Source organism: Sphingomonas sp. BK069 (assembly GCF_014193405.1).
In the GTDB taxonomy this organism is placed as follows: domain Bacteria; phylum Pseudomonadota; class Alphaproteobacteria; order Sphingomonadales; family Sphingomonadaceae; genus Sphingomonas.
This window is the reverse complement of record NZ_JACHZH010000001.1, coordinates 236,212-255,501: the sequence shown is the minus strand read 5'-3', so window position 1 is coordinate 255,501 and position 19,290 is coordinate 236,212. Positions and strand designations below refer to the sequence as shown.

The 19,290-nt window shown below is 66.7% G+C and carries 16 protein-coding genes; 9 read left to right on the top strand and 7 right to left on the bottom strand.

Going from position 1 to position 19,290, the window contains the following annotated elements:
• Nucleotides 1-5 precede the first annotated feature (5 nt).
• Together FHY02_RS01175 and FHY02_RS01170 are read left to right on the top strand one after the other, a co-directional pair.
• Nucleotides 6-287: a rod-binding protein gene (locus FHY02_RS01175; protein ID WP_183919717.1), complete on the top strand. Its 282-nt coding sequence runs from the start codon at nt 6-8 to the stop codon at nt 285-287.
• Nucleotides 284-706 carry a flagellar biosynthesis protein FlgN gene (locus FHY02_RS01170; protein ID WP_183919715.1) on the top strand — a complete coding sequence of 141 codons (423 nt, stop codon included), beginning with the start codon at nt 284-286 and terminating at the stop codon, nt 704-706. The genes FHY02_RS01175 and FHY02_RS01170 overlap by 4 nt, the downstream gene beginning before the upstream one ends.
• An 860-nt stretch (nt 707-1,566) precedes the next feature.
• On the opposite strand, the gene FHY02_RS01165 is transcribed toward FHY02_RS01170, so the two are convergent.
• The 5 genes from FHY02_RS01165 to FHY02_RS01145 all read right to left on the bottom strand — a co-directional run bounded on the left by FHY02_RS01165 (nt 1,567) and on the right by FHY02_RS01145 (nt 5,862).
• Nucleotides 1,567-2,547: a sigma factor gene (locus FHY02_RS01165; protein ID WP_183919713.1), complete on the bottom strand. Its 981-nt coding sequence runs from the start codon at nt 2,545-2,547 to the stop codon at nt 1,567-1,569.
• 153 nt (nt 2,548-2,700) lie between these two features.
• Nucleotides 2,701-3,717, bottom strand: a complete 1,017-nt coding sequence (locus FHY02_RS01160; RefSeq protein ID WP_260172547.1) for a peptidoglycan-binding protein — start codon at nt 3,715-3,717, stop codon at nt 2,701-2,703.
• Entirely contained in the window at nt 3,714-4,121 is a 408-nt protein-coding gene (locus tag FHY02_RS01155; RefSeq protein WP_183919711.1) for a hypothetical protein, read from the bottom strand. Before FHY02_RS01155 ends, FHY02_RS01160 begins: the two co-directional genes overlap by 4 nt.
• Nucleotides 4,105-5,457 (bottom strand): flagellar protein export ATPase FliI, encoded by a 1,353-nt coding sequence (gene fliI, locus FHY02_RS01150; protein ID WP_183919709.1) that lies wholly within the window; start codon nt 5,455-5,457, stop codon nt 4,105-4,107. Before fliI ends, FHY02_RS01155 begins: the two co-directional genes overlap by 17 nt.
• 3 nt (nt 5,458-5,460) lie before the next feature.
• Nucleotides 5,461-5,862: a flagellar biosynthesis repressor FlbT gene (locus FHY02_RS01145; protein WP_183919707.1), complete on the bottom strand. Its 402-nt coding sequence runs from the start codon at nt 5,860-5,862 to the stop codon at nt 5,461-5,463.
• A 156-nt stretch (nt 5,863-6,018) separates the two neighbouring features.
• Between FHY02_RS01145 and FHY02_RS01140 the strand changes: the two genes are divergently transcribed.
• The 4 genes from FHY02_RS01140 (at nt 6,019) to FHY02_RS01125 (ending at nt 11,692) form a co-directional block, all read left to right on the top strand.
• The gene (locus FHY02_RS01140; RefSeq protein WP_183919706.1) at nt 6,019-7,302 is read left to right on the top strand and encodes a flagellar hook protein FlgE; all 1,284 of its coding nucleotides are present in this window, start codon (nt 6,019-6,021) and stop codon (nt 7,300-7,302) included.
• Between the two features lie 53 nt (nt 7,303-7,355).
• Nucleotides 7,356-9,458 carry a flagellar hook-associated protein FlgK gene (gene flgK / locus FHY02_RS01135; RefSeq protein WP_183919703.1) on the top strand — a complete coding sequence of 701 codons (2,103 nt, stop codon included), beginning with the start codon at nt 7,356-7,358 and terminating at the stop codon, nt 9,456-9,458.
• A gap of 11 nt (nt 9,459-9,469) precedes the next feature.
• On the top strand, nt 9,470-10,387 hold the full coding sequence (locus FHY02_RS23260; RefSeq protein ID WP_183919701.1) for a flagellin: 918 nt from the start codon (nt 9,470-9,472) through the stop codon (nt 10,385-10,387).
• 219 nt (nt 10,388-10,606) lie between these two features.
• Nucleotides 10,607-11,692, top strand: a complete 1,086-nt coding sequence (locus FHY02_RS01125; protein ID WP_183919700.1) for a flagellin — start codon at nt 10,607-10,609, stop codon at nt 11,690-11,692.
• A gap of 804 nt (nt 11,693-12,496) precedes the next feature.
• On the opposite strand, the gene FHY02_RS01120 is transcribed toward FHY02_RS01125, so the two are convergent.
• Nucleotides 12,497-12,919, bottom strand: coding sequence for a flagellar biosynthesis protein FlgB (locus tag FHY02_RS01120; protein ID WP_183919698.1), 423 nt, complete (start codon nt 12,917-12,919; stop codon nt 12,497-12,499).
• Nucleotides 12,916-15,720, bottom strand: a complete 2,805-nt coding sequence (locus tag FHY02_RS01115) for a hypothetical protein (RefSeq protein ID WP_183919697.1) — start codon at nt 15,718-15,720, stop codon at nt 12,916-12,918. The genes FHY02_RS01120 and FHY02_RS01115 overlap by 4 nt, the downstream gene beginning before the upstream one ends.
• 112 nt (nt 15,721-15,832) lie before the next feature.
• On the opposite strand from FHY02_RS01115, the gene FHY02_RS01110 reads away from it, so the two are divergent.
• The 3 genes from FHY02_RS01110 (at nt 15,833) to fliF (ending at nt 19,286) form a co-directional block, all read left to right on the top strand.
• A complete protein-coding gene (locus FHY02_RS01110) occupies nt 15,833-16,867 on the top strand; it encodes a flagellar motor switch protein FliG (RefSeq protein ID WP_183919695.1) in 1,035 nt (344 codons plus the stop codon).
• Between the two features lie 22 nt (nt 16,868-16,889).
• Entirely contained in the window at nt 16,890-17,603 is a 714-nt protein-coding gene (locus FHY02_RS01105) for a flagellar assembly protein H (protein WP_183919692.1), read from the top strand.
• A 129-nt stretch (nt 17,604-17,732) separates the two neighbouring features.
• Nucleotides 17,733-19,286, top strand: coding sequence for a flagellar basal-body MS-ring/collar protein FliF (gene fliF / locus FHY02_RS01100; protein WP_260172546.1), 1,554 nt, complete (start codon nt 17,733-17,735; stop codon nt 19,284-19,286).
• The last annotated feature ends 4 nt before the right edge of the window (nt 19,287-19,290 follow it).

Genomic DNA, 19,290 nt, shown 5'->3' with positions numbered 1-19,290 from the left:
CGGTGATGGACCCTATCACTCCCCTGCCCGCTCGACCGCTGCCCGACGCGGCAGCGGTCGAGCGCCGTGGCGCGGCACAGGAGTTCGAGGCAGTGTTCCTCGGCGAGATGACCAGGTTCATGCTCGAACAGGTGCAGCAGGGCGATCTCGACGGCGGCCACGGCGAGGAGATTTTCCGCGGCGTTCTGGCGGAGAAGATCGGCAGCGCCATGGCGGACCGCGGCGGGATCGGTCTGGCCGCCGATGTCGAGGCGCAGCTGCGCCGACTGGACGGAGAGCGACCGTGATCACCGAGGATCTGCTCGATCAGGTCATCTCGCTGACCTTGATCGCCGAGGAAGAGACGCAGCGCTTGCGTGAGATGCGCGGGGGCAAAGGCCTGTCGGAGCTGGTCGCGGCGAAGACGCGGCTCGTCGGTCAATTAGAGGCTGAGATCGCGCGGCTCGATCGCGCCGATCCGCACTGGACCGAGCATTTGCCCGACGACGAGCATGAGACGCTCGATCGCGCGCTCGACACGCTGCGCACGGCGATGCTGACCAACGCCGATGTCGTGGCGCGGAATCTCGAGGTCACCTCGGAGCTGCTCGACGTGATCGGCGATGAAGCGCGGCGGCTCGCGTCGCGCCGTGCCTCGACCTACACCGCAGGGGGCGAACTACCCGAGCGCGACGCGGTGCCGATCACGATCGACACCCGGCTATGATCGTCGCGGCCGCCGCTGACGTGCGGCGGCCTGTTCGGCGTGATCGCTTTGCCACGCGTGATGTTCGAGGAAAGCCGGAACGAGGTCGAGTGCTACGGCATCTGCTGGCCGAGGCTTATCGTAGCGAGTTAACAAGCAAGCGCCCGCGCCAGTACGCGCTGCCTGCCTGAACAGTCGTGCACCACCGAAAATCGCTCGACGGGCGCAGTAGAGAGTAGCGACGCGTGCTGATCAGGTCGTCCGCCCGATCCCGAAAATAGGAAGGTGCAGACCAGGTCTTCGCTGCATCTCTGCGCCAGCACTGCCTCGCCCAGCACCGCGCGGCCGCATGCGCGGCGGTCGCACGCCAGTGGAGCGCTGCGCCGGCGCGCGCGGCGTTACCCTACGATGCGCGCTGACGCGCCGCCTCGGCGAGGCTCCCGCCACGCCAGATGGTTGTCGGCGGACAGGCGTCGCCGACGCGCTGGTCGGCTTCGTCGCCGAGCGCAGGTCGATCGAGCTTACCTAAATGACGCGATCAACGCGACGATCTGCAACGCTGCTCGATCGGACAGCTCGAGCCCGTGCTGCGGCTAGGCTGGCATCGGGCAAGTGCCTTCCAGGCCCTCCGCTTCAGCAGCGATCCTGATCGGCATCATGAACCACATCCAAGGTCGCGCTGATATGACGTTGACGACGAGCTGCATGGACGAGACCCTGAGCCATCATGCCGCTCGAAGGGACGCGAATGGATCACACCGCGGTCGTAAGGTGTCACCGCTCTACTCCGCGACAGCGGAACGATCGCGCCGCCCGCACGCACCGACGCGGGGCCTACGGCTATAGCGCCGGCGACGAAGCGCCGCGACCGCCGGTCTGCCTCAATGAACCACGCGGGTGGGATCATGCTGATCGGCCGGGATCGGCTGGCGCTCGCCGCGATCGGGCATAATCGGCTGGACGCGCGGCGGACGTGCCGGGGTCGGCGCGATCGGAGCGCCGGCGCTACCATCGAGCCGTTTGCCACCAGCGACCTCGCGCATCACCGCGAAGCGGGGATCCTTGGCGACCAGTTCCGCCATGGTCTGCACCGCACGCTTGGTGATCTGGCGCACGCGCTCCTTGGTGATGCTCGGATCGTCGAGCAGATGACCCGCAGCGGGCAGGTCGAAGAGACGATGCTCCACCAGCGCGCGGTTGCGCGCGATCCGCTGCTCCAGATCGCTGACCTCGGCCGGATCCAGCGCGTTGATCTTGAGCCGGGGTCGATCGTCGGGCGCGAAGACGCGATCGCGCCGCACCCGGGTGCGTCGGCTCAGCTGCTGGAGACCGACCGCGCGCAGATGCGCTACGTAACCGTCGAGCAGCGCATCGATCGCCGAGCCGGCGAGATAGTTGCTCGCCGAGGCCTCGGTGAGCGGCAGTGCGCTCTCCTCCTCGATCGCCACCTCCATTTCAGTCTCGTCCTCGCCGTTGCCCACTAGTGCGTGGAGCGACACGGTGGTTGCCGAGACCTTGCGCGCCGACGGCCGCTGGTCGGTCATCAGACGGAAGCGCAGCCCCTGCAACTCGCCGCGGATCATCCAATTGATGAAGGTCGTGAATTGCGCCTTGGCCGGATCATAGGTCTGTAGCGCTCGATGCACCGCGATGGCGCACACTTGCTCCGCATCTTCCCAGTGAGCGGTGAGTCCATACTGGCGGATGAAGTGGCGGATCCGCGGTGCGATCAGCGTGAGGATCCGAGCGTATCCGCGATCCAGTTCGCGGCGCTGACGCGCGGTCGGTTCCTCACCCTCTGCCGGCCTCTGCACAAGAACAGCTTGTACTGCTTTCTCGATAGCTTCGGTTGTCTTTGACATTGATTACCCCGTCCCCGGCGAACCGCTACGTCGTACGCAGCATCGCGTTCTACTCGGAAAGAGTTGCCGCCGAGATGTTAACGGGGTGTTACTTCGAGTAGATGCTTACTTTATTCTCCTTTTTGGCGATTTCAGATGCTAACCATTGGTTCTCTAAGAAATTTGCCGGGGCTTGACAGCGCGCGCGATGAAGCCCGTCAGCCATGATCGATGCGCGACCGCGGCATCAACGCTGCGCCCGATGCGATCAGCCGCCGCGTTAACGCCAATCTGGGCCACCAGCAGCCGGGCGGCGCGCGCGGGATCGAGCGCGCCGCGAAGAAAACGGATCGCGTCGCCGATCCCGAGATGATGAGCGACGTAAGCGGTGCGCGTTAGCGCCTCGAGGCTCTCGCTCGCGCTCGCACCGGCGGTGCGTAGCTGCTCGAGATTATGGCGCGCATGATCGGCCACGGTCTCGATCGCCGCGCGCGCGTCGTATCGCAGCGCCAGCAGGGCCGACTGCGCCTCGCGCCGCACCCGTCCCTGCGGATTAAGCCACCCGTTTGCCGACGCGAGCTGATGTAGCCAGGTCCCGGCGCGCTCTGCCTCGCCGATCCACGTGCGAGCGAGAAATTGCCCCAGCCCCGCGGCGCTCGACCGCGGATTGCGCGAGAGCGGCAGCCAACGCCCGTCATGCGCTTTCGCCGCCTCGGCGCCGACGATCGCGGCGATCGCCGGCCCGGGCACGCCGGTCCGATCCGCAGCGGCGCGGAGCCAGGGCGCATAGGCCTGATTGGGTCCTAACGGGGCGGCGGTCGGGGGCACCGCGGCGTTCTGGATCGAGCGCGAGGGCGCGCGGCGCCCGGAGGCGTCGGGATGGGCCGCGGCCGCGTCCAGCGAGACGGTCGTGCCGCCAGGCGTAGGGTCTGCGCGGAAGATGGTCGCCATCGCGCCATCGAACGCGATCGATGCGGTGGCATTACCCTCGGCGACGCTCGCGCGACGCTGGACCGGAGCGACATCGACTCGATCCCCCAGCATCGCTTCCCACAGCCGCGTCGCCGCCCCGGCGTGCGCCTCGCCGTAGATCAGCCGCGCGCGTGCCGCTGGGGACAAGCGCTGCGGTGCCGCGGGCGCGGTTCGCGCGAGTGCCGGGATCGCGCCCGGCGGCGCGGGAGCGTGGCTCATCGCAGCGTCCGCAGCGCTGCGAAGCGATCGTCGATCCCGCGCTGCTCGGCCGTGCTCCGCCGCCGCGCCTCCTTCAGCCGATGCGTCGCGGCGAGCTGACCGATCGCCTGCAGTTCGGCGGCGACGCTTCCGGCGCTGTCCTGCAACTGCTCCATCTCAGCCGCGACCTCGATACGCCGTCGCTCGATCGAGCGTCGACGCATCGCGGCTTGCGCGAGATAGCGCGACGTGTCGAGCAGCGGGTCGCGGATCTGATCCGCGCGCGCGCGCTGCGCGTCTTCACCGAGCGCGCGCGAGCGGCGCACCAAAGCTTCGTCCTCGCTCGCCGCTTGCGCGATCTCGAGCCGTAGCGAGTTGAGCGCGCGCGCATTCTGGCGCATCGCTGCATCATAAGGTGTGGTCATGTACCTCCCTCGTACCGTCCTCGGCGGCGAACAGCCCGCGCAGCGCGGCGAAAAGTGCGTCGGGTCGCGCGGCGTGGCGCTTGTGTTGCGTGATCAGCTGCTCGATCGCGGGCGCCAGTCGGATCGCACGATCGACCACCGGGTTCGCGCCCGATTTGTACGCGCCCAGCCGGATCAGCTCCTCCATCTCGGCGTAAGCGGCGAGCTCGCGCCGCGCGGCGAGCCGCAGCGTTTCCTGCTCGGGCGTGTGCGCCTCGGGCAAGGTGCGCGACAGCGATCGCAGCACGTCGATAGCGGGATAGCGCCCGCGCTCGGCGATGCGGCGGCTGATCACCACATGTCCGTCGAGGATGCCGCGTACCGCGTCGGCGACCGGCTCGTCGTGATCGTCGCCGTCGACCAGAACGGTGAACACCGCGGTGATCGTCCCCGCCCCCGCCAGGCCCGGCCCGGCGCGCTCGAGCAGCCGCGGCAGCTCCGCGAAGACGGTCGGCGTGTAGCCTTTGGTCGCGGGCGGTTCGCCGCTCGCCAGTCCGATCTCGCGCTGCGCCATGGCGAAGCGGGTCACCGAGTCGAGGAGGCAGAGTACGCGCAGCCCCTGGTCGCGGAAATGCTCCGCCACGGCGAGCGTGGTCCAGGCTGCCTGACGACGCATCAGCGCCGGCGCGTCGGACGTTGCCGCGACGATCACGCTGTGCGCCAGCGCGTCGCCAAGGTCGTCCTCGATGAACTCCTTCACCTCGCGCCCGCGCTCGCCGACCAGACCGATCACGACGACGTCGCAGGCGGTCCAACGCGCGAACATCGCGAGCAGCGTCGACTTGCCCACACCCGAGCCGGAGAAGAGTCCTAGTCGCTGCCCCTCGCACAAGGGCGCGAACAGATCGATGGCGGCGATACCCGTGTCGAGCTTGGCGCCGACCCGCGCGCGCTCGGCCGCCGGCGGCGGCGCGGCGCGGACCAGCCGCGCGGTCGCGCCAGCCTCAAGCGGCCCCTTGCCATCGATCGGGCGACCGAGTCCGTCGAGCGTCCGCCCCAGCCAGGCTCTGCCGGGCTTGATCGTCAAGGCCGCGGCGGCGAGATCCGCACGCGCACCCGCCGCGATCCCCTGCGGATCGGCGAAGGTGAGGCAATGCGCGATCTCGCCGTCCAGCCCGGTGACCTCGGCCTCGATCGCGCCGTGGTCACCGTCAATCGTCAGCCGCGCGCCGATCCGCGCCGCGCCGCGCAGCCCCCCCACCTCGACCAGCGCGCCCCGCACGGCGGTGACACGGCCATAGCGGCGATCGGGCGCCACCTCGCGCAGCGCCTGCGCGATCACCTGGAGGCGACGCATCGCTCAGTCCTGGGCGACGGCGACGAGCGGGATCGCGTCGTCCTCAAGCCGGATCAGGGCGCGACAGAGCCCCAGCGCCTGGTAGAGCCGCTGTTCGGCGACGCGATCGATCAGCTCGGCACAGAGCGCCTGCGCCTCCTCGCTGCCGATCGCGGCGAACGCGTCGGCGGCGTGCGCCACCGCCGCGTTGCCGTGCGCGTCGGCGGCGTCCGGATCGATATAGGCCAGCATGCAGGCGAGATAGGCGCGGCGCGCCGGCGTGGTCGCCTCGTCCGGATGCATGATGTCGCGCCCGCGCAGCACCGCGCTCTCATTCTCGACACATAGGGCGACGCGGCCGCTCGCGCGCAGCACCGCCCCGTTGATCACGACCTGCTCGCCGTCGCGCAAATTGATGTGCAGCACGTTCCCTCCGCCTCTCGTCGAGCAACATTATAGGAACGTCACGGCGCCATGCGGCAGCTAGGCAAAATTTGCCGACGTTTGGGGGACGCGAGGCCGCATCTATAAATTGACTGGAGTCCGCGTCGCGGGCTGCGCGAACACCTCTGGGGAACGAACATGAGCCTTTATTCTGCGATGAGTGCAGGAGTCTCGGCGCTCGGCGCGCAGGGCGCCGCGATGGCGACTGTGGCCGACAACATCGGCAACGTGAACACGGTCGGCTACAAGGGCACCCGCGCCGATTTCAACAGCATGGTCGCCACGGTCGGGCGCGGCGCGAGCTATGTCGCGGGCGGCGTCTCGGTGGTGCCGCGCGCGATGGTGTCGGTGGCGGGGGCCATCAACTCGGGCGCGCGCAGCACCGATCTCGCGATCAGCGGCAGCGGCTTCTTCGTGGTGAAGACCAGTGCGACGGGCAACCAGGTCGCGTACACGCGCGCCGGCGGGTTCGCGGTCGATCGCGAAGGCTATCTGCAAAATAGCGCGGGGCTCTATCTGCAGGGCTGGCAGCTTGACAAGAAGGGTAACCTCAAGGGCGGCGGCAGCCTCGACTCGCTCGAGACGGTGCGGCCGAACCTGCTCTCCGGCGAAGCCGAGGCGAGCACCAAGCTCGACCTGCAGATGAACCTGGATTCACGGACCACGGCCTATACCGGCACCTATGCCGACGGCGATCTTGCCGCCGGGACCATCCCGTCGAGCTACACGCGCCCGGTCACCGTGTATGACGCGCAGGGCAACGGCCATATCGTCAACTTCAGCTACCTCAAGACCGACGCCAACACCTGGAAGGTCGAGGTCTATGTGAATCCGAAGAGCGACGTCGACGGCGGCGTAGCCAAGCTCGCCTCGGGTGAGATCAAATTCGATGGCACCGGCGCGTTCGACAGCACGACATTGCCCGCCAGCGTGACGCCGAAGTGGGCCAACAAGGCGGGCAGCAACCCGATCCAGCTGTCGCTCGGCACCAAGGGCAATCGCGACGGCATCATGCAGCTGGCGCAGGATTTCACCGCCTACACCAATCAGGCCGACGGCGGACTGCTCGGTGACTATCAGAGCGTCGAGGTGTCGAAGACCGGCGTCGTCACGGCGATCTTCGCCAATGGCGCTCGCCGCGACATCTATCAGCTGCCGCTCGCCAGCTTCCGCAATCCCGACGGGCTGGCGCGGATCAGCGGCACCGCCTTCCAGGCCTCGCAGGAGTCGGGGTCGCCGTCGATCAACGTCGCCAGTGCCAATGGCAACCAAGTGTGGGGCGGCCGTCTGGAGGGGTCCACCACCGATCTTGCGCAGGAGTTCAGCGACATGATCCGCTTCCAGCGTGCCTATAGCGCCTCGTCCAAGATCATCACCACGGTCGACGAGATGCTCCAGGAAGTGAGCAACCTGAAGCGCTGAGCCAGCGACGGCAGCGCAGCGCTGCCGCCGCGCCGATGGGAAGAGAGTGAACCATGTCGATCAACAGCATCCTCGACGCGGCGGTCAGCGGCCTCAACGCGTCGCAGACGGCGCTGCGCACCACGTCGCAGAATATCGCCAACGCCAACACGCCAGGCTACGCGCGGCAACGGCACAATCAGCAGGCGACCCCGTGGGACGTCGAGGTTCAGGAGCCGACACGCATCGCCGATCGCTTCCTCGAGCGCGCCGTCTTCGCGCGCTCGGGTGAGTCGGAGCGCGCGTCGATCACCGCATCCTATCTCGATCGCGTACAGAATCTGTTCGGCACGCCGGAAGGAAGCAGCGACACCGCTTCCGCTAATGAAGCGAACCTGTCCGCTCGGGTGAGCGCGGTGCTCGCGGCAGCGACGAAATTGACCGGCGGAGCGGACCCGACGCTCGCCGTCGCCGGCTTCGTCGCGCAGGCGCAGGACACCCTCCACGGTCTGCAAGACATCAACAAGCAGGTGCGCTCGATCCGGGGCGAAGTCGACGTCGACATCAAGAACACGGTCGATCGCATCAACCCGCTGCTCCAGCGGATCGACTCGCTCAACAAGGAGATCGTTCGTCTCACCGCGCTTAAGCAGAACGTCTCCGGCCCCGCCGATCAGCGCGCGGTAGCGCTGCAGGAATTGAGCGGGCTGATCAACGTGAATGCGCGCGAGCAGAAGGACAGTCGGATCGCGATCGAGACGTCCAAGGGCATCCCCCTGCTCGATCAGCAGCTGCGCCAGCTCGACTACCGCGGAGGTGTCGGCGACGAACAGGGAAGCGCGGCCGATATCACGGTGCGCTTCACCAATCGTGATGGCTCGATGGGCGCACTCACCGGCGATACGCTAGGCGGCGGTTGGGTCGGCGGTAAGCTGGGCGGCCTGCTCCAGCTGCGCGACGAGCAGCTGATCCGAGTCGAGCGCAATATCAACAATATCTTCAACGCTTACGCCGAGTCGTTGAACGGCGCTGCCAATTCCGCGACCAGCTACCCTCCGCCCGCCGAGCTCGACGGGCGTCAGACCGGGTTGGTGAAGACCGACAAGCTCAACTTCACCGGCGCCGCGACGGTCGCGGTGATGAAAGCTCCCGGCATCCTCGTCGCCAAGGCAAAGCTCGATTTCAGCGCGCTGGGAGCCGGCGCGACGATCGCCGACGCGGTGTCGTCGATCAATAGTCAGCTCGGCGGCAAGGCGACCGCGACCTTCGCGAACGGAAAGCTGACAATCACGGCGGCGGATAGCAGCCAGGGCATCGCGATCGCGCAGGACGCGACCGCGCCGGCGCAACGCGCAGGACTGGGTTTCTCCCAATTCTTCGGCTTGAACGACCTGATCCGAAGCGACGCGCCGATCGCGCCGATCGGCCTGAGCGCCGGCGACTCGCACGGCATCGCGACGGGGCAGAGCGTCGGCCTCGTCGTTCGCGACGGCAGCGGCCAGATCGTCGCGCACTATACGGCGACCGGCAGCCATGCCGCGACCGTCGGCGATCTGATCACCGAACTCAACGCGAGCCCGCTCGGCGCCCAGGGCACCTTCGCGCTCGACTCGCGCGGGCGAGTCCGCTTCACTGCGGCGGCGACGAGCGAGGGCGCCACGGTCGACGTCGTGAGCGACACCAGCGACCGCCTGGGCACCGGGGTAAGCTTCTCGCAATGGTCCGGCCTGGGTCGCGGCGTCAACGGTCTGCGTAGCGCCGACGTGGCGCCCGAGATGATCGCCAGCGCGAAGCGGCTGCCGCTCTCGCGCTTCGACCCGACCGCGTCGATCGGCGACAAGGCGCTGACGCCGGCCGATCCCACCACGGCGTCGACCTATATCGATCACCTCACCGCCAAGATCGACCTCGGCGGCATCAATCCCATGGCGCTAAGCCGTACCACCAACGAGGCGATTAACGAGATCGGCAATCGCGCTGCGGTCGCCGACGATGCGCGCAGCGCGACCAGCGACCGGCTCACTGACGCGGTCACGCGCCGCGACAATTTTTCCGCCGTCAACGTCGACGAGGAGATGGCGCAGTTGGTCGTATTGCAGAATAGCTATGCCGCGTCGGCGCGCGTGATCAGCGCGGTCAACAATCTCTACGACTCGCTTCTCAGCATCGTTCGATAGGAGGATCTCCCGTGACTCGCATCAGCACTTACGCTTCCTATCAGCTCGCGCAGCACGAGATGCTGCATACGCGGGAGGAAGCGGACAAGATCTTTCACCAGACGCAGAACTTCAAGCGCGCCTCAACCTTCAGCGACCTCGGCGTCGACACCGGTCGGGCGCTCAATGCGCATACGCTGATCGACCAGATCACGTCGCAGCGGTGGGTCAACAACACCGTCAAGACGGGAGTTGATCTCTACGCCAATCGGCTCGCTGACCTCGACATGACGATGGAGAGCTTCCGTATCGAACTGCTCAAGGCGGCGAGCACCGGCGATGCGCCGACGGTGAACCAGGAGATCAGCGACGCCTTCAACTCGCTCCGAACGGCACTTAATTCCGAGGATGACGGCAAGAAGATGTTCGCTGGCGCGAACACCGACGAAGATGCGTTCATCCCCAAGAGCCTCGACGGATTAGCGAGCTTGGGCGATGCCGATCTGGGAAAGGCGTTCGGTAACGATCAGGTACGACGCTCGGGCCGCGTCAATGATGACTCCAACTTCACCTATGGAATACTGGCGTCCGATATCGGAACGGATTTCCTCAAGGCGCTGAAGGATCTTCACGGCTTGGGCGATCTGCCGGCGAGATTGTCCAACGCGCAAGTCGAGCAGCTCAAGGACATCGCAGGCCGCGTTCGCAAGGGACTCGATCAGTTGCGGCTGGTTGAGGCCGCCAACGGCGTGCGGCAGAATCACGTCGACGCGATCGAGACGCGTGCCGCCGATCGTGCTCGCATCATCACAGGAGTAGTCAGCAATCTCGAGGATGCTGACGTCGCGCAGGCGAGCACCGCGTTGGTGGCGCACCAGACCATGATGCAGATCAGCATGGCGGCATATAAGGATTGGAGCCAGCTGTCGCTGGCCACCTTTCTCCGGTAATATTGTGAGCCACGGCAGCCGCGGAGCTGTCGTGGCCATCGCCATCTTGGCGATGCTTATCGTCACGGCCCTGCTGATGTTCGTAAAATAAAATGTTCGGGGACCAAGGTCGTGGGACAGAACGCTTCTAGAAAAGAAACACGAGAGGTATCTCTCGTTGGTGGTCGGCACACCGGCCCGGATCGGTTGAACCGGTCTGAACGTCTAGAAGGATCTATCATGACGTATTCAGTGAACACGAACATCGGCGCGCTGGTCGCGCTGCAGAACCTCACTGCTTCGCAGAAGGAGCTGCAGCAGACGCAGAACCGCGTCAACACCGGCCTGAAGGTGGCTTCGGCGAAGGACGACAGCTCGACCTATGTCGTCGCTCAGAAGCTCCGCGGCGACGTGGACGGCTACGGCGTCGTGACCCGTTCGATCACCAACGCCAAGAGCGTGGTCGACACCGCGCTGGCGGCGGCCGAGGTCATCAGCCAGAACCTCTCGGACCTCAAGCTGAAGGCGCTCGAGGCCAAGGATCTGAGCCGTTCGACGCAGGACCGTGAGAACATCCAGAAGGACGTTCAGCAGTATTGGGATCAGATCAAGACCGCGATCCAGTCGGCCGAGTTCAACGGCGTCAACCTATTCAAGGGCGACTCCGTGACGGCGATGACCTCGATCAAGACCGTCTTCGACGCCTATACCGCCGGTGATCGCAGCCCCACGAACGCGCTGGCCGACGGCTCGATCCAGATCGACGCGAATTACAATTACACGGTCCTGCCGGTCACCATCCCGGCTTCGACGACCTCCGGAACGACCGTCACGCCGGGCGTTCCGACGCACTCGGGCACTGGCACCACCGCGGCGGCGACGCCCGCCCCGGTCATCAAGATGCTGGATGCGTTCCTGACCACGGGCACCACTGCCTGGTCGCCCACCGCGGTCTTCGTCTCGACGACGAACGTGCGTTCGGTTCGCGACGACAACCTCGCAGCGGAAGCGGCGCCGGTTGCCTTCACCACGCCGAAGGGTCAGAACGCCGCGATCGCGTTCGACTATTTCGACCAGGCGACCAAGGCCTTCTCGAACGTCGTCAGCCGCCTCGGCGCCGCCGCGCGTCGCATGGACCTGCAGCTGACCTTCACCAGCAAGCTGACCGACTCGCTCAAGGCCGGCGTGGGCAACCTCGTCGACGCCGATCTGGCGACCGAGTCGACCAACCTCCAGGCGCTGCAGGTCAAGCAGCAGCTCGGTATCCAGGCGCTCAGCATCGCCAACCAGCAGCCGCAGGTTCTGCAGCAGCTGTTCCGCTCGTAAGCGGATTGCCCTCCCCTGCTCAATCGGGGATCGGCGAAGTGGGGGGGCGGAGCGAGACATCGCTCCGGCCCTTCACTTTTTCCGGTTGACCTTAGGCCGTCGACTGCACTGACGAACGGCGCGACACGATGAGCCGCTCTCGTGCCAACCGGGGTCGCGGCCATCCCTCATCGGAACTCAGCGCGCGCCGCAAGGGAACGGTCAGGAACTGTACCTCGCGCCTCGGCGGATGGGTGGCGATTCTACACTGAGGTGAGCGAATGAAGCTGCTTGAGAAACGGGCGCGCAGACCGTGTCAAAGATGCGCCACGCTCTCCGGCTCTGTTGATCTTTACGCGCCACTCAAGCCCTCCGAATAAGCGTAGGGCGCGTGCTCATCCAATCGAGCGGGCGGTGACGTGAGATGGCACGACCGGGGCCACGTCGAAGATCGCGTCATCCTTCAGCTGGAATCTGCTGATCCGGGGTAATCAGCTCGCGCGAAGCCGCTGACTTGGCCTAATGACGATCTTACGCCCATACCGATGGTCTGACATGGCAGTAGCGCGAAGAGAGATGCTGCTCGCGCGCGGAAAACGGGGCGGTAGCGAGGCCAAGTCCGACCTCGTGAGAGCACGCGGAATGATGTCATGGGGCGACGAATAAGCCGAGCGAGCCGATCTGCAGATGAGGTCGGCGCTCGATGAAAAACGCGGGAGCTGGCCGGCTGCTCGTAATCGTGCGGGCGGCTCCTCCGGAACCATGCCAACGGTGGCGTTCGCAGTGACACTATCCCTTCAAGGACGACGCCACCGGAACCGGACATCACTGACGACCCAGCGCCATGTTCAATAGCGCCATTTGCTTACGATAGATGTTCGTCAAGGCAGTATAATCCGCCTGAACCTGACCGAGCTTTAGCAACTGATCTTCTAACGAGACGTTGTTACCATCGGGCTTCGTCTCGCTGACGCTCTCGTCCCGTATGAGACGCGTATCCTGCGGTGGAGTGGCCCCCATCGCTAGCATGCGCGACGATGCGGTGATCGCCGGATGGACGATACGGAGCGCGCGCACTCCCTCGAGCTGCTGTGCCAGCAATCCGGAGAAATCGGGCGCGACGATCTCCTGCGCCTGGTAATGGGGCGTATCGTTGTTGGCAACGTTGCCGGCGATGACCCGCTGCCGCGCAGCAAGGTGGTGAAGCGATCGCGTAATTGCTTCAATAAGCGGCGGGGTCGTGGTCATAGCAGGCTGGCCATCGAGGACGTGCCGCTTCCCGCCGTCAGGCGGGCGAGCGCAGACTTATAACTCGCCAGTTTGGCGAGATCGTATGCGCTGCTCCCCCCTGTACCGGTTCGCTTGCCATCATTGTCCGCCATCTTGGCTTTCGCCTCGGTCCAGAACAACGACGCATAAGCGTTCTTGAGCGCGCTACTCGCGCTGGCCAGTTGCTCCGCCGCGCGGGTGGCGCTGTCCTTCGTGTCGATCGACAGCGTGTCGTCGAGCTTCAGGCCGAACGTGCCGCCCGGCTTGAGCCTTTGCTCGACCGAGTTCGCGGGAGACGCGTAGACGCCGGCGGTGAAACCGAGCTTGGCGAGCGCGTCACCTCCGTCGCGATTCTTCTTCCCCTCGATCAAGGTGATCTTCTCACCTGCCATCACGCTGATCCTGAGCGTGGCGGCGTCACCGCCCGCGGACGATACCGAGACGATCGCCGACTTGCCGACGATCTTCTTCAGCTTGTCACGCAGCGTCGCGAGCGTGTCGTTAGCATCGATCGGGACGGTCTCGATCTTGCCCTTGCCGACCTGGATCCGGAACGTGTCGCCGACGGAGTTCCTCAGCGCGGAGACGATATCGCCCGATGGCCTCGCCACGATCCCCGTCTGGCCTACGATCTTCGCGCTCTCGCGCTGACCCAATTCGCCCGCGGCCAGGCCCAGCACGCTGAGATGACCGCCGCCGCCCCGCGCGAGGTCCACTTGGACCGATCCCACATCATCATCTTCGCGTCCGAACTGTGAGATTGCGCCGATCTGACCGTCGGAGAGCGCCACGCGCGCCACAAAACCATCCCTGCGGCCGCGGCGAGCCCCGTCGAGCGCGCCGTACGTCCGACCGCCGACATAGATCGAACCGTCGGCGATGGTGAGACTATCGGCCGTGTCGTCGTCGGCGCTGGCGATATAGGTCGTTCGAGCCGAGGAAAGATCCGTCGACAGGATCGTGACGAAGGCGTCGCGATTCTCGGCGCGTGTATTGACCTGATCTCCCGGAATTTGCGCATCCGCACCACCGACCACCGCTAGTCGGCCATCGCTGGCGACCGCGACCGCGTTGGCCAGCACGTCGGCGCCCAGGTCAAAGTGAGCCCCGGCGTCCAGCGCCGCGCTGTATCGCCGCACCACCGAGTGACCATCCTCGCGCGTGAGCGCGACGATGTCTCCGTTGCGGTCGGTCGCGAGCGAGTGCACCTCGGTCGCGGCGTCGACCTTCACCCGCTGCAACACGTCGCCGCTCGCGTCGAGCTTGACGAGCAGGCCGCCCTCGCTCCCGGAGCCGCCGATGATGATGTTGCCGGCGCTGTCGGCAGTGATGGCTTTGGCGGCGTCGTTGCCCCAATTGTCGACCTTGGTGTTGAGCAGCTGGTCGCCGGAACTGCTGAAACGCGCCACGACCATATCGGCGTCATGCCCGCTGACGAGGCCCGCGCTTGACGTCGCGGCCACCGAGCCAGCAACGCTCACGTTGCCATTCGCATCGACCGCGACTGCCGCGCCTTCGACATCGCTTGCCGCACCGATGGCACGCCGCCACAGGATGCGCCCACCACTGTCGAGCTTGGTCAGGAACAGCGACTTCGTCCCGTTCCCCCGCACCGCACCATAATCCCCCGACGCCGTACCTACCACATAACTGTTACCGTCCGCGTCGCTCGTGCTCGCATTGACATGGAGACCCGCGTTGACGGTAGGATCGGGCTTCACATAGTCCTTACCCTTCTTCTCGGCTTCCGCATCGATCTTCGCCGCGGCGCGCGCCGTCGCCACACGGTCGATTGAGACATCCTTGCCGGCGTCCGCGACGGCCGTGAGATCCGACCCCGACGCGGTGTAGCGCCGGAGCTCTAGCGCATCGGCTTCAGATTTGCCGTGACGCGCCTCCGCCACCATCAGCGCGTCACCCGCACCGACCTCCTTGATCGACGCCAGCTCACCGTAACCGAGATCATAGCCGATGGCGTATTTGTGCTCACCGAGTTCCCGCACGGCGAAGCGCGTTTCCCAGCGCGGCCGTGGCGCACCGCTCTCGTCAGTGATGATATCGCCCGATGCGTCGCGATCCGGGATCGAGGCAATGGCGGCGTTGATCGCATCCACTACATTCTTCAACGTCGGATGACTCGGACCGGTCGATAGATCAACCGTCACTTTGTCACGCGTGCCCCCCGGAATACCGATCGCCACCTCGAATTTCTCGGTGCCCGTCAGCCCCTCGACGACGGTGTCGGGACTCGCCACCACCACATTGCCGGTGAAGGTCGCGCTTCCACGCGGCATGCTCAGCACCGACGATTCCGCACGCGAGCTGTTCGCCCCGAAGGTCAGAGACAATTTGTCGGTCGCGGTCGAGCCGATATACTGCCGCAACTGCGTCATCCCGCGCTGGAACGCGCGCTCGAGCTGGGCGCGATCCGCCGCCGAGATGTCCGTCTTCGCGGCCGCCTGCGCCAGCACCTGCAGCCGATCCACCGCGCGAAAGGCGGTGAACACGGCGGCGAAGTCCGAATCCGTCTGCGTGCGATCACCCGGCGCCGGTTGCGTGAACGAGCTGAGGACGCGCACCGCCGCCAGAGCACTCGCGTCAGCGGGCGTGAACCCCTTCTGCTCCCACGGGGCAGGTACTTTGAGCGCGGTATACTGCTTGTGCGCCTTCCGCGCCTTCGGACCCTCGATCAGAGGCGCGTCGGAGCCACCATTCCCCGCACCGCTCGGATCGGAAGCGCCGCCGGCCGCTCCCCCACTCAATATGCTTAGCGCGATCATGCTGCTCGACAAATTCATGACGTCCTCGCGTTCGGTCCGTTTGCTACTCCTATAAGTAGACGAGACATGCGCCCCGCGGGTGCCAGCCACCGTCTTTTTGGAGACCTGCCCGATGACCGCCACTGCCCAGCTCGCCGAGCCAGCGAGCGTGAGCCGCTATACCGGCCCGCAGCGTGCCGCGGCGCTGATGCTGGCCCTCGGGCAGGAACATGGCGGCCCGATCTGGGAGCAGCTGAGCACCGACGAGATCAAGGAGCTGTCGAGCGAGATCGCGCAACTCGGCCGCGTTCCGGCGAGCGTGATCGAGCACCTGCTGCGGGTCTTCCTCGCCGAGGTCTCTGGCATGGCCACGATGCACGGCTCGTTCGAGAGCGTGGAGCGGCTGCTGCGCGGCGTGCTGCCGGCGGATCAGCTCAACGAGATCATGGAGGACATTCGCGGCCCGGCGGGGCGGACGATGTGGGACAAGCTGTCCAACGTCAGCGAGACGGTGCTCGCCTCCTATCTCAAGAACGAATATCCGCAGACGGTCGCGGTGATCCTGCACAAGCTGCGGCCGGACCATGCCGCGCGCGTGCTCGGCACGCTGCCGCCCGACTTCGCCACCGACGTCGTCATGCGCATGCTGCGGATGGAGAATGTTCAGAAGGACGTGATCCAGCAGGTCGAACAGACGCTGCGCGGCGAGTTCATGTCCAACCTGGCGCGCGCGCAGCGGCGCGATCCGCACGAGGCGATGGCCGAGGTGTTCAACGCGCTCGATCGCAGCACCGAGGAGCGGCTCCTCGCCGAGCTCGACGAACGTGCACCGGAATCGGCCGAGCGGATCCGCGAACTCATGTTCACCTTCGAGGATCTCGCGCGGCTGCTGCCAGAGGCGGTGCAGGTGCTGGTACGCGAGAGCAACAAGCGCGACCTCGCGCTGGCGCTCAAGGCCGCACCCGAGACGATGCGCTATATCTTCTACGCCGCGCTCAGCCTGCGCGCCGCCAAGATGCTGCAGGAGGACATACTAGCGATGGGGCCAGTGCGCGCGCGCGACTGCGAGAAGGCCCAAGCCAATCTCGTCCGCCTCGCCAAGTCCCTCGCCGATCGCGGGGAGATCGTGCTGTTCGACGCCAAGAGCGACGACACGGTGATCTACTGACCTGACCGCAGGAAACAGAGCGATGAACATCCAGCCGTTCGATTTCGGCCCGCGATTCGACGCGATCGTCGCGCCGCCCTCGATCGACGCGCTGCTGGAGCGGGTGGCCGCGCTGGAGGCGGAACTTGCCGCCCAAGCCACCGCGCATGACGCTGAACTCGCGGAAGCGCGCGAGGCCGCGCTCGACCGCGGGCGAGACGAGGGCCGCGGCGAAGCCTCGGCGGCGCTGCAAGCCGCGCTGGACGTGCTCCACTATCAGCTCGAGACGATCGAGCACCGGCTCGACGAGCGCGTCGCCGAACTGACGCACGATGCGGCCGAGCTCGCACTCGAAGCGGCGGACGTGCTCGCCGGACGGATCGCGGTGAGCTGGCCTCAGGCAGCGGTGACGACCGCAGTCGAACGCGTGCTCCGCGACACCGAGCGCGCCGCCGAGTTGGCGATTTGCGTGCATCCCTCGCTCGCGCCGGCGCTCGATCTCTGGCTGGCGGAGCGTCCCCGCGCGCTGACGCGGCAGCTCGCCATCGAGATCGTCCCCGACGACGAGCTGCTGCCGGGTGACGGGAACGTCGACTGGCGCCGCGGCGGGTTGGCGATCGACGCAGCCGCGCGCCGCGCTGCGGTCCGCGCCGCGCTGGCGCCGGCGCTCGACGCGATCGCGCTGCCCAGGCCCGATGCTGCGGCGGCGGCGTATCCGGTCAAAGAAGACGACGCCCACGGCCAGGCGCTCAGCTGACCGCCTATAATGCGGACGACCTCTCCCGCGGGCGAGGTGACACTGACCTTCCGTTCCCAGCCATGAGGCTCGCCTGCCCCGATGAAAGAGCTACGTTCTCTGGTCGCGCAACTCGGTTCGCGACGCATGATGCTGATGGGCGCAGTCGCCGCCGCGCTGCTCCTCACGCTGGCGGTGCTGGCCGTACGCGGGTCGCACGGCCCGATGGGGTTCCTCTATACCGACCTGGATCCCAGTGCCGCGGCTGCCATCTCGGACAAGCTCAAGGCGCAGAACGTGCCGTTCGAACTCTCGTCGGACGGGCGCGCGATCCTCGCGCCCGTCGACCGCCTGCCCGACCTGCGCATGTCGCTCGCGTCCGAGCGGCTCGGCGGCAAGATCGGCTATGAGGTGCTCGATACGGAGGAGCCATTCGGCGTCTCGTCGTCGCGCGCTAAGATCAACGAGACTCGTGCGATCGAGGGTGAACTCGCCAAGTCGATCCAGAGCCTCGATCATATCAGCGCGGCGCGCGTGCATTTGGTGATGCCCGAGCGTGAACTCTTCTCGACCCAGGAGCGCAAGGCGAGCGCGGCGGTGACGCTGCATACGGCCGGGCGCCTGCCGAGCGAGGCGGTCCAGTCGATCCGTTATCTGGTGGCGTCGTCGGTGCCGGAGCTGGCCCCAGCCTCCGTATCGGTGATCGACCAGACCGGCGCGCTGCTCGCGCGCGCCGGCGAGGAAGGCAGCGGCGCAGCGGGTGACCTCGATGGGCAGCAGCAGGCACTGGAAACGCGCCTGCGCGGCCAGATCGAGGCGCTGCTCGAGCCGATCGTCGGACACGGCAAGGTCCGCGCCGAGGTGGCGGCGACGCTCGACCGCGACCAGAAGCGCGAGGAGGCCGAGCGCTACGACCCCGACACGCAGGTGGTGCAGCGTCAGGTCACGGTCGAGACCAACGACCAGAGCAACGCGGTGACCGCGGGCGCCGAGGGCGCGACGGTGTCGGCGCAGCTGCCCGACAGCCAGGCGCCGATCAACGGCAGCGGCAGCGAGACGCAGCGCGCCGCCAAGGCGGAGAATTCGGAAGACACCACCTACCAGAACAGCCGGACGCAGACCGTGAGCGTCACCACGCCGGGCAAGGTCGAGCGCCTGTCGGTGGCGGTGATGGTCGACGGCGGCGCCAAGGGGATGAACGCCGGCCAGGTGCAGCGATTGACGCGACTGGTCGAGAATGCGGTGGGCTATGACGCCGGCCGCGGCGACAGCGTGGTGGTCGAGAACATGGCCTTCGCCGCCGATGGGCAGGACGACGGCACGGGTGACGGCCGCACCCTTGGCCTCACCAATGGTCAGTGGCTGGATCTCGGCAAGTGGCTGATCATCGGCGCGGCGCTGCTCGGCGCAGCGTGGCTGCTGCGGCGGCAGCTGCGCGCAACGCCGGAGCGCGAGGTGGCGATCCTGCCGCCGCAGCCGGTCACCGCCACCCAGCCGGCGCTCGCCGGCGAGACCGCGGCAACGCCGCAGCTCGAGGGGCCCGAAGGCGAGGAGCCGAGCGAGCTCGCGCTACTCGACCAGGAGATCGCGCTCGCCCAGGTCGACGGCAAGATCCGGCTCTCGGCGCTGCAGCGGATCGGCGCGGCGATCGCGGCCAGTCCGGCGGAATCGGCCGCGGTGGTGCGGCAGTGGATGAACGCGTGAGGAA

Excerpts from the sequence above, each read along its gene's own strand:
- FHY02_RS01155 (WP_183919711.1), bottom strand. The coding sequence starts at position 4,121 with ATGACCACACCTTATGATGCAGCGATGCGCCAGAATGCGCGCGCGCTC.
- fliF (WP_260172546.1), top strand. The coding sequence starts at position 17,733 with ATGCTGATGGGCGCAGTCGCCGCCGCGCTGCTCCTCACGCTGGCGGTG.
- FHY02_RS01165 (WP_183919713.1), bottom strand. The coding sequence starts at position 2,547 with ATGTCAAAGACAACCGAAGCTATCGAGAAAGCAGTACAAGCTGTTCTT.
- fliI (WP_183919709.1), bottom strand. The coding sequence starts at position 5,457 with ATGCGTCGCCTCCAGGTGATCGCGCAGGCGCTGCGCGAGGTGGCGCCC.
- FHY02_RS01115 (WP_183919697.1), bottom strand. The coding sequence starts at position 15,720 with ATGATCGCGCTAAGCATATTGAGTGGGGGAGCGGCCGGCGGCGCTTCC.
- FHY02_RS01175 (WP_183919717.1), top strand. The coding sequence starts at position 6 with ATGGACCCTATCACTCCCCTGCCCGCTCGACCGCTGCCCGACGCGGCA.
- FHY02_RS01105 (WP_183919692.1), top strand. The coding sequence starts at position 16,890 with ATGAACATCCAGCCGTTCGATTTCGGCCCGCGATTCGACGCGATCGTC.
- FHY02_RS01120 (WP_183919698.1), bottom strand. The coding sequence starts at position 12,919 with ATGACCACGACCCCGCCGCTTATTGAAGCAATTACGCGATCGCTTCAC.
- flgK (WP_183919703.1), top strand. The coding sequence starts at position 7,356 with ATGTCGATCAACAGCATCCTCGACGCGGCGGTCAGCGGCCTCAACGCG.
- FHY02_RS01140 (WP_183919706.1), top strand. The coding sequence starts at position 6,019 with ATGAGCCTTTATTCTGCGATGAGTGCAGGAGTCTCGGCGCTCGGCGCG.
- FHY02_RS01125 (WP_183919700.1), top strand. The coding sequence starts at position 10,607 with ATGACGTATTCAGTGAACACGAACATCGGCGCGCTGGTCGCGCTGCAG.
- FHY02_RS01160 (WP_260172547.1), bottom strand. The coding sequence starts at position 3,717 with ATGAGCCACGCTCCCGCGCCGCCGGGCGCGATCCCGGCACTCGCGCGA.
- FHY02_RS01110 (WP_183919695.1), top strand. The coding sequence starts at position 15,833 with ATGACCGCCACTGCCCAGCTCGCCGAGCCAGCGAGCGTGAGCCGCTAT.